Origin of the sequence: Vineibacter terrae (genome assembly GCF_008039615.1) — a bacterium.
GTDB lineage: Bacteria > Pseudomonadota > Alphaproteobacteria > Reyranellales > Reyranellaceae > Vineibacter > Vineibacter terrae.
In genome coordinates this window covers 135,198-141,934 of sequence record NZ_VDUZ01000018.1, presented here as the reverse complement: position 1 = coordinate 141,934, position 6,737 = coordinate 135,198, and the positions used below count along the sequence as shown (strand labels likewise).

Here is a 6,737-nt window from a genome sequence, read left to right as displayed (position 1 = left end):
GTTCGGTATACTGTCGAGCCGCTCACGCCAATCGTGCCGGCGATCTGCTCGTCGCTGGCGCCGGCATCGGCCGCCAGCAGGATCTGCGCCCGCTTGAGCTTGCGCGCCGCATGCTTGCCGCCGCTCAACAGCGCCGCCAGCTGCGCGCGTTCCTCTTGGCTCAGCTCGACCCGGTACCGTACATTCATTCTGATCTCCTTGAGGGGAGACCAGACGAATCCAGCGATGAGTCACAAATCAGGCACCGCGCGCGCCACCGGCCCGCATCGCTTCACCGAAAAGCAAGGCCAGTATCTGGCCTTCATCCATGTCTACGCCCGCATGTTCCACCGGGCTCCTGCCGAAGCCGACATGCAACGCCACTTCCGCGTCAGCCCCCCTTCAGTCCATCAGATGGTTCTCGGCCTCGAGCGCGCCGGCCTCATCCGCCGCCAGCCCGGTGTCGCACGAAGCATCCAGATCCTGGTCGACCCTCAAGACCTGCCAATCCTCCCCTGGCTCAACAGCAACCCGTCATAACCTCTGTGACGAGGTACTAGATCGGGACGACGAATTTGTGCTCGTCCTGTGTGCCGCAGAACTCGCCCGGCGGGACGGCGCGTTCGCCGCGGCCGCTGCCGCGATTGCCGGCGGCATCCGCCTTGTCCTACGCCGCGCCCTTGATCGCCGCAGCCGGCACCCTCCGCCCGGTCAGGCCGACATAGCTGCCGACCTGCCGCCGGTTCACGAAATCGCGCCAATGCACCTCGCCGGCCAACGTGACGGTGATCACAGGGCCAATGCCGTTCAACCGGCTCAAGCGTTCCGTCATGTCCGCCACGCGCCGCTCGGTGGCGCTGGCCTGCGCGTCCCACGCCAGAGCCGCTTGCGGAGTCCTTTGCCGCTGGCGCTTGCCGCTGGTCTCACACCGCCGTTCATGTCTGGCCCTCAAGCGGCTCGCGGCACGGCACGGGACACGATAGACTGGCTGGCGGAAGCCATGGCTCGACACATGGCGCGCACAGGGAAGAACGACCAATGCGGCCAAGGGCTCTCCTCGGCGTCGCGCTCGTCGCTTTCGCCGGCCTCACCGACATGGCCCTCGCCCAGAAGAGTGGCGGCGTGCTCAGGGCCTATCATCGGGACAACCCGCCCAGCGCCTCGATCTACGAGGAAGCGACCAACTCCACGGTCGTGCCATTCATGGCGCTGTTCAACAACCTGGTGCTGTTCGACCAGCAGGTGGCGCAGAACAGCCTGGGCTCGATCGTGCCCGACCTCGCACGGTCATGGGCGTGGAGCGCCGACGGCACGGCTCTCACCTTCAAGCTGCAGGACGGCGTCACCTGGCACGACGGCAAGCCGTTCACGGCGCGCGACGTCGTGTGCTCGTTCGACCTGCTGACCGGCAAGGGCGAGCAGAAGCTGCGGCGCAACCCGCGCAAGTCGTGGTACGGCAACATCGAGCGGGTCGCGGCCGATGGCGACCTGCAGGCGACGATCCACCTGCAGCGGCCGCAGCCGTCGCTGCTGGCGCTGCTGGCCTCGGGCTATGCGCCGATCTATCCCTGCCACGTGCCGGCGGCGCAGATGCGCACCAGGCCGGTCGGCACCGGCCCGTTCAAGTTCGTCGAGTTCAAGCAGAACGAAGGCATCAAGCTGGCCCGCAACCCGGACTACTGGAAGAAGGGGCGGCCGTATCTCGACGGCATCGAGTTCACGATCGTGCCCAACCGCGGCACGGCGATACTGGGCTTCGTGTCGGGCCGCTTCGACCTCACCTTCCCCTGGGAGGTGACCATGCCGCTGCTCGCCGACCTCAAGAAGCAGGCGCCGAGATCGGCGTGCCAGGTCACGTCGATGAACAACAGCACCAACCTGATCGTCAACCGCGATGCGCCACCCTTCGACAATCCCGAGCTGCGGCGTGCGCTGGTGCTGGCGATCGACCGCAAGGCCTTCATCGACATCCTCAACCAGGGCAATGCCGAGGTCGGCGGCACCATGCAGCCGCCGGCCGACGGTGTCTGGGGACTGCCGGCCGAGATCCTCGCCGCCGTGCCCGGCTACGGCCCCGACGTCGAGAAGAACCGCGCCGAGGCGCGCGCGATCATGCGCAAGGCAGGCTACGGGCCCGACAAGCGCCTGCCGCTGAAGGTCTCGACGCGCGACATCTCGCTGTACAAGGACCCGGCCGTGATCCTGGCCGACCAGCTCAAGGAGATCTGGATCGACGCCGAGGTCGAGATCATCGAGACGTCGCTTTGGTTCACCCGGGTGGGACGCAAGACCTACTCGGTGGGCCTCAACACCACCGGCAACGGCGTCGACGACCCCGACCAGAATTTCTTCGAGAACTTCTCCTGCAAGTCGGAGCGCAACTACACCGGCTACTGCAATCCCGAGATCGACAGGCTGGTCGAGCAGCAATCGGCCGAGACCGATCCCGGCAAGCGCCGCCAGCTGGTGTGGGAGATCGACCGCCGCCTGCTCGAGGACGGGGCGCGGCCGGTGATCATGTGGAACCGCGCCGCCACCTGCATGCAGCCCTTCGTCAAGGGCTACATCGCCAACGTCAACAGCGTCTACAACGGCTTCCGCTTCGAGGACGTGTGGCTCGACAGGTAGGCGGCGCGATCACCGAAGAATGCGCTTCATGGTGAGCTTGTCGAACCATGAAGCGCCGCACCACTGCCTGTGCGAAGCCTTCATGGTTCGACGGGGCTCACCATGAAGGCTACTGGAGCCTATGACCATGCAGATCGGCTTCAATCTGCCCAACTCCGGCCCGCTGGCCGAGGTCGGCGCCATGACCGAGATCGCCCGGCAAGGCGAGGCGATGGGCTTCGACTATCTCACCATGACCGACCACGTGGTGCTGCCCGACACCAAGGTGCCGGGCTATCCCTATTCGGAAAGCGGCGAGTTCTACGAGGCGGCGCCCACCGAACGGCACGAGCAGCTGATCGGCATGGCCTATGTCGCGGCCAAGACGGCGCGCATCCGCCTGGTCGCGGCGGTGCTGGTCGTGCCGCACCGCCCCGCGGTGCTGGCCGCCAAGATGCTGGCGACGCTCGACGTGCTGTCGGGCGGGCGGCTGGTCGTCGGCATCGGCGCCGGCTGGCTGAAGGCCGAGTTCGATGCCGTCGTCACCACGCCCTATCCCGAGCGCGGCGCCGTCACGGACGAGTACATCGACGCGTTCCGGGCGCTGTGGACCCAGCCGGCGCCGCGGTTCGCCGGCCGCTACACGCGCTTCGACGGCATCGTCTTCGAGCCCAAGCCGCTGCAGCGCCCGCATCCGCCGATCTGGGTCGGTGGCGAGAGCGGGCCGGCGCTGCGTCGCGCCGCCCGCGTCGGCGACGCCTGGTACCCGATCGGCAGCAACAACCGGCACCTGCTCGACACGCTGCCGCGACTGCAGGCCGGCATCGCGCGCCTGCGCCGCACGGCCGCCGATGCCGGGCGCGATCCGGCGTCGATCGGCGTCGCCTATCGCGTGAAGCGGTACGGCGCGGACGTGCCGCCAGTCGCATCGGATGGCGAGCGGCGGCTGTTCTGCGGCAGCGATGCCGACATCCTGGGCGACCTGCGGGCGCTGCGCGACAGTGGCGTCACGGCCGTCGACATCGATTTCGGCCGCCCCGACGCAGCGGCGGTGCTGGCCGAGATGCGCCGGTTCCGCCAAGCGGTGATCGAGAAGCTGTAAGCCGGCGCGGTGTCAACCGGCCAGCGCGTAGAGATCCCAGGTGTCGGGGATTCCCTTGAACTCGCGACGCCCGGCGTGCGCGAAGCGCAGGCCGGAGCCAACGGCGAGGTCCTTCACGGTGCGCGACGCCAGGATCGCGCCGGGCGGCGCCTCGGCCATGATGCGCGTCGCGAGATGCACGGCGAGCCCGCTGAGATCATCGCCGCGGCGCTCGCACTCGCCGGTATGAATACCGGTGCGCAGGTCCAGCCCCCGCGTCCGGGCGTCGCGGATCAGGGCCTGGGCGCATTCGACGGCCAGGGTCGGCCCGGTGAACGCCAGCAGGTAGCCGTCGCCGGTGTGCTTGACCTTGCGGCCGTCGAAGGCTGCCACGCGCCGGCTGACGGCGGTGTCGAAGTCCTCCAGCACCGCGCGCCAACGGTCGTCGCCCATGGCGCTCAGCAAGGCGGTCGAGCCGACGATGTCCGTCATCAGCACGGTCATCAGCGCCCGTCCGGTTGTCGCGGCCGAGCGGCTGCCGGTCAGGAACTCCTCGATCTCGCCGGCCAGCTGATCCTGGTCGCCGTACCACGGCAGATGATCCTCGCCCGGCAGCTCGCGGAACGTGCCGTGGCGCAGGAGCCCGGCCAGGTAGCGCGCCTCCTCCAGCAGCGTCCAGCGATCGCCCACGCGCTGCAGGACCAGCGTCGGGGCCTGGATCGCCGGCAGGACGCCGCGGATGTCGATCTCGAAGTTCAGGCGCTTGATCATCGCCGCGGCGCGCGGGCTGGCCGAGAAGCGCAGATAGGCGGCGAACCATTCCTGGATGCGGGCGTCGCCGGCGACGCTGGGCGCGGCGTCCTCGAGGTTGAAGGGCCGGCCCCAGTTCTCCAGCAGCAAGGCGGTGGACTGCTCCAGCCGCTCGCGCGTCTGGCCCCAAGGATAGTCGGGCGCCCAGGCGTTGCGCGCGAAGCAGCCGTAGAGCACCAGCGCGCTGACACGCTCGGGCCAGGTTGCGGCGAAGACCGAGGCCATGTTGCCGCCCTCGGAGACGCCCAGCAGCGCCGACTGGCGCGAGCCGGCGGCGTCGAGCACCGCCCGGATATCCTCGGCGCGCTGCTCCAGCGTCGGGAAGCCGGCATCGCGGTCGGACAGTCCGGTGCCGCGCTTGTCGAAGATGATGAGCCGCGAGAAGCGCGCCAGCCGGCGCAGGAAGCGCGCGTATTGCGGGCTCTCCCAGCCATACTCGACATGGCTGAGCCAGCCCGGCGCATAGAGCAGGTCGAGCGGGCCATCTCCCACCACCTGGTAGGCGATGTCGATGTCACCGCAGCGCGCGTAACGCGTTTCAGGCCTGTGCATGACCGCCGGCGGATGGTCGCGTCGAGGCAGCAAGGTACTGAAGCGGGACAGGGAAGAAAACAGCGCAGGATTCCCCTTCGCCCCTTCACGGCGAGAGCGGCAAGCCCTGCACGGCTTGCCTCAGCCGGTCCATATGCCTATCTTACTTGTACACTTGACTATGAAAGGTATACATCATGGGCAAGCGGGTCGGCGCGGCTGAGTTCAAGGCGGCATGCCTGCGCATCATCGATCAGATGAACCGGGATCATGAACCCGTCACCATCACCAAGCGGGGCAAGCCTGTCGCCGTGCTGACGCCCGTCAGGGAGCCGTTCAAGCGGCACAGCATCATCGGCGCCATGCGGGGCTCGGTGCTGCGCTTCGACGACCCGTTCAGTCCAGCCGCCGATCCCGGCGACTGGAAAGCGGTCCGCGATGCTGGTTGATACCCACGTGCTGATATGGGCAGTGCAGGACGACGCCCGGCTCGGCAAGCTTGCCCGACGCGCGATCGATGCGGCCACCGACGCCGACGCGCTGCATGTCTCGGCGATCACGCCCTGGGAGATCGCGCTGCTGGCGCAAAGGGGACGCATCACGCTCGGCACGGAAGCGGGCGCCTGGATCGACATGGCGCTGAGCCTGCGCGGCGTGCGGCTGACGCCCTTGCTGCCCGCGATCGCGGTGGACAGCGTCCGCCTTCCCGGCGTCGCGCTGAAGGATCCTGCCGACCGGATCATCATCGCGTCGGCGCGCCATATCGGCGCGCCATTGCTGACTGCGGACAAGGCGATCCTGCGCTACGCCGAGGGCGGCTACGTCGCAGCCCAGGACGCCAGCCGGTAGGATCCCGGAAACTTGACCGTCCGCCGGCCCTCCTCAGTTCGCCGTCATGCCACCGTCGATCACCAGCTCGGTGCCGGTGACCCAGGCCGCTTCGTCGGAGGCGAGGTAGAGGCAGCCGGCGGCGATGTCGTAGGGCGTGCCGAAGCGGCCCAGCGGCGTCGCCTCCATCCGCCGGCGCGCAACCTCCGGGTTGGCGTGGCCGGGCTGGGTCATGGGCGTGTCGACGAAGCCGGGATGCACCGAGTTCACCCGGATGCGGTCGGGCGCGTACTGGATGGCGGCGGCCTTGGAGAAGATGCGCACCGCGCCCTTGGAGGCGTGGTAGGCGGCGTTGGCGTGCGAGCCGACGATGCCGCAGATCGACGAGATGTTGATGATCGAGCCGCCGCCGGCGCGCTGCATCGCCGGAATCACCGCCCGCGTGCCGAGGAAGACGCCGGTGGCGTTGATGGCCATGACCTGGTTCCACTGCTCCAGGGTCTGCTCCGCCAGCCGCGGCCCGGCCGTCTGCCCGGCCTGGATGTTGAGCCTGGGGTCGCGGCCGGAGATGCCGGCGATGTTGCACAGGATGTCGAGGCGGCCCCAGGCGCCCTCGGCCTGGGCCGCGATCTGCGCCCATGCCGCCTCGTCGCGCACGTCCTGCGCCGCGAACAGCGCCGTGCCCCCGTTGCGCTTGATCTCCTCGGCCACTTCCGTGCCCAAGGCGGTATTCATGTCGGTCAGCAGCACGGATGCGCCCTGCTGCGCGAACACCCTTGCCGTCTCGGCGCCGATGCCCGAGGCGCCGCCGGTCACGATCGCGACCTTGCCGGCCAGACGTCCTGGATGCTGCATGTCGTCTTGCCCTCCTTGATTCTCCAGCGCTTCATGGTGAGCTTGT

Annotated in this window: 9 protein-coding genes; 5 read left to right on the top strand and 4 right to left on the bottom strand. The window is 68.6% G+C overall.

The genetic code is table 11. From position 1 onward, the window contains the following. Positions 1-188 (bottom strand): helix-turn-helix domain-containing protein (locus tag FHP25_RS17290; protein ID WP_147848186.1); only part of this gene is annotated, 188 nt, incomplete at its 3' end. Positions 189-225: 37 nt separating this feature from the next. On the opposite strand from FHP25_RS17290, the gene FHP25_RS17285 reads away from it, so the two are divergent. Next, positions 226-519 carry a LexA family protein gene (locus tag FHP25_RS17285; RefSeq protein ID WP_147848185.1) on the top strand — a complete coding sequence of 98 codons (294 nt, stop codon included), beginning with the start codon at positions 226-228 and terminating at the stop codon, positions 517-519. 127 nt (positions 520-646) lie between these two features. Here FHP25_RS17285 and FHP25_RS17280 read toward each other — a convergent pair whose 3' ends face one another. After that, a complete protein-coding gene (locus FHP25_RS17280) occupies positions 647-811 on the bottom strand; it encodes a transposase (protein ID WP_147848184.1) in 165 nt (54 codons plus the stop codon). Between the two features lie 206 nt (positions 812-1,017). Here FHP25_RS17280 and FHP25_RS17275 point away from each other — a divergent pair, with 206 nt between their 5' ends. Continuing rightward, the gene (locus FHP25_RS17275; protein ID WP_147848183.1) at positions 1,018-2,607 is read left to right on the top strand and encodes an ABC transporter substrate-binding protein; all 1,590 of its coding nucleotides are present in this window, start codon (positions 1,018-1,020) and stop codon (positions 2,605-2,607) included. A gap of 121 nt (positions 2,608-2,728) precedes the next feature. Further along, positions 2,729-3,688 (top strand): LLM class F420-dependent oxidoreductase, encoded by a 960-nt coding sequence (locus FHP25_RS17270; RefSeq protein ID WP_147848182.1) that lies wholly within the window; start codon positions 2,729-2,731, stop codon positions 3,686-3,688. A gap of 12 nt (positions 3,689-3,700) precedes the next feature. On the opposite strand, the gene FHP25_RS17265 is transcribed toward FHP25_RS17270, so the two are convergent. Continuing rightward, entirely contained in the window at positions 3,701-5,029 is a 1,329-nt protein-coding gene (locus tag FHP25_RS17265) for an adenylate/guanylate cyclase domain-containing protein (protein WP_147848181.1), read from the bottom strand. Between the two features lie 176 nt (positions 5,030-5,205). On the opposite strand from FHP25_RS17265, the gene FHP25_RS17260 reads away from it, so the two are divergent. Beyond that, on the top strand, positions 5,206-5,457 hold the full coding sequence (locus FHP25_RS17260) for a type II toxin-antitoxin system Phd/YefM family antitoxin (RefSeq protein WP_147848180.1): 252 nt from the start codon (positions 5,206-5,208) through the stop codon (positions 5,455-5,457). After that, positions 5,447-5,857 (top strand): type II toxin-antitoxin system VapC family toxin, encoded by a 411-nt coding sequence (locus FHP25_RS17255; RefSeq protein WP_147848179.1) that lies wholly within the window; start codon positions 5,447-5,449, stop codon positions 5,855-5,857. The genes FHP25_RS17260 and FHP25_RS17255 overlap by 11 nt, the downstream gene beginning before the upstream one ends. A 33-nt stretch (positions 5,858-5,890) precedes the next feature. Here the strand turns inward: FHP25_RS17255 and FHP25_RS17250 are convergent, their stop codons facing one another. After that, on the bottom strand, positions 5,891-6,691 hold the full coding sequence (locus FHP25_RS17250; RefSeq protein WP_147848178.1) for an SDR family NAD(P)-dependent oxidoreductase: 801 nt from the start codon (positions 6,689-6,691) through the stop codon (positions 5,891-5,893). Between the last annotated feature and the right edge of the window lie 46 nt (positions 6,692-6,737).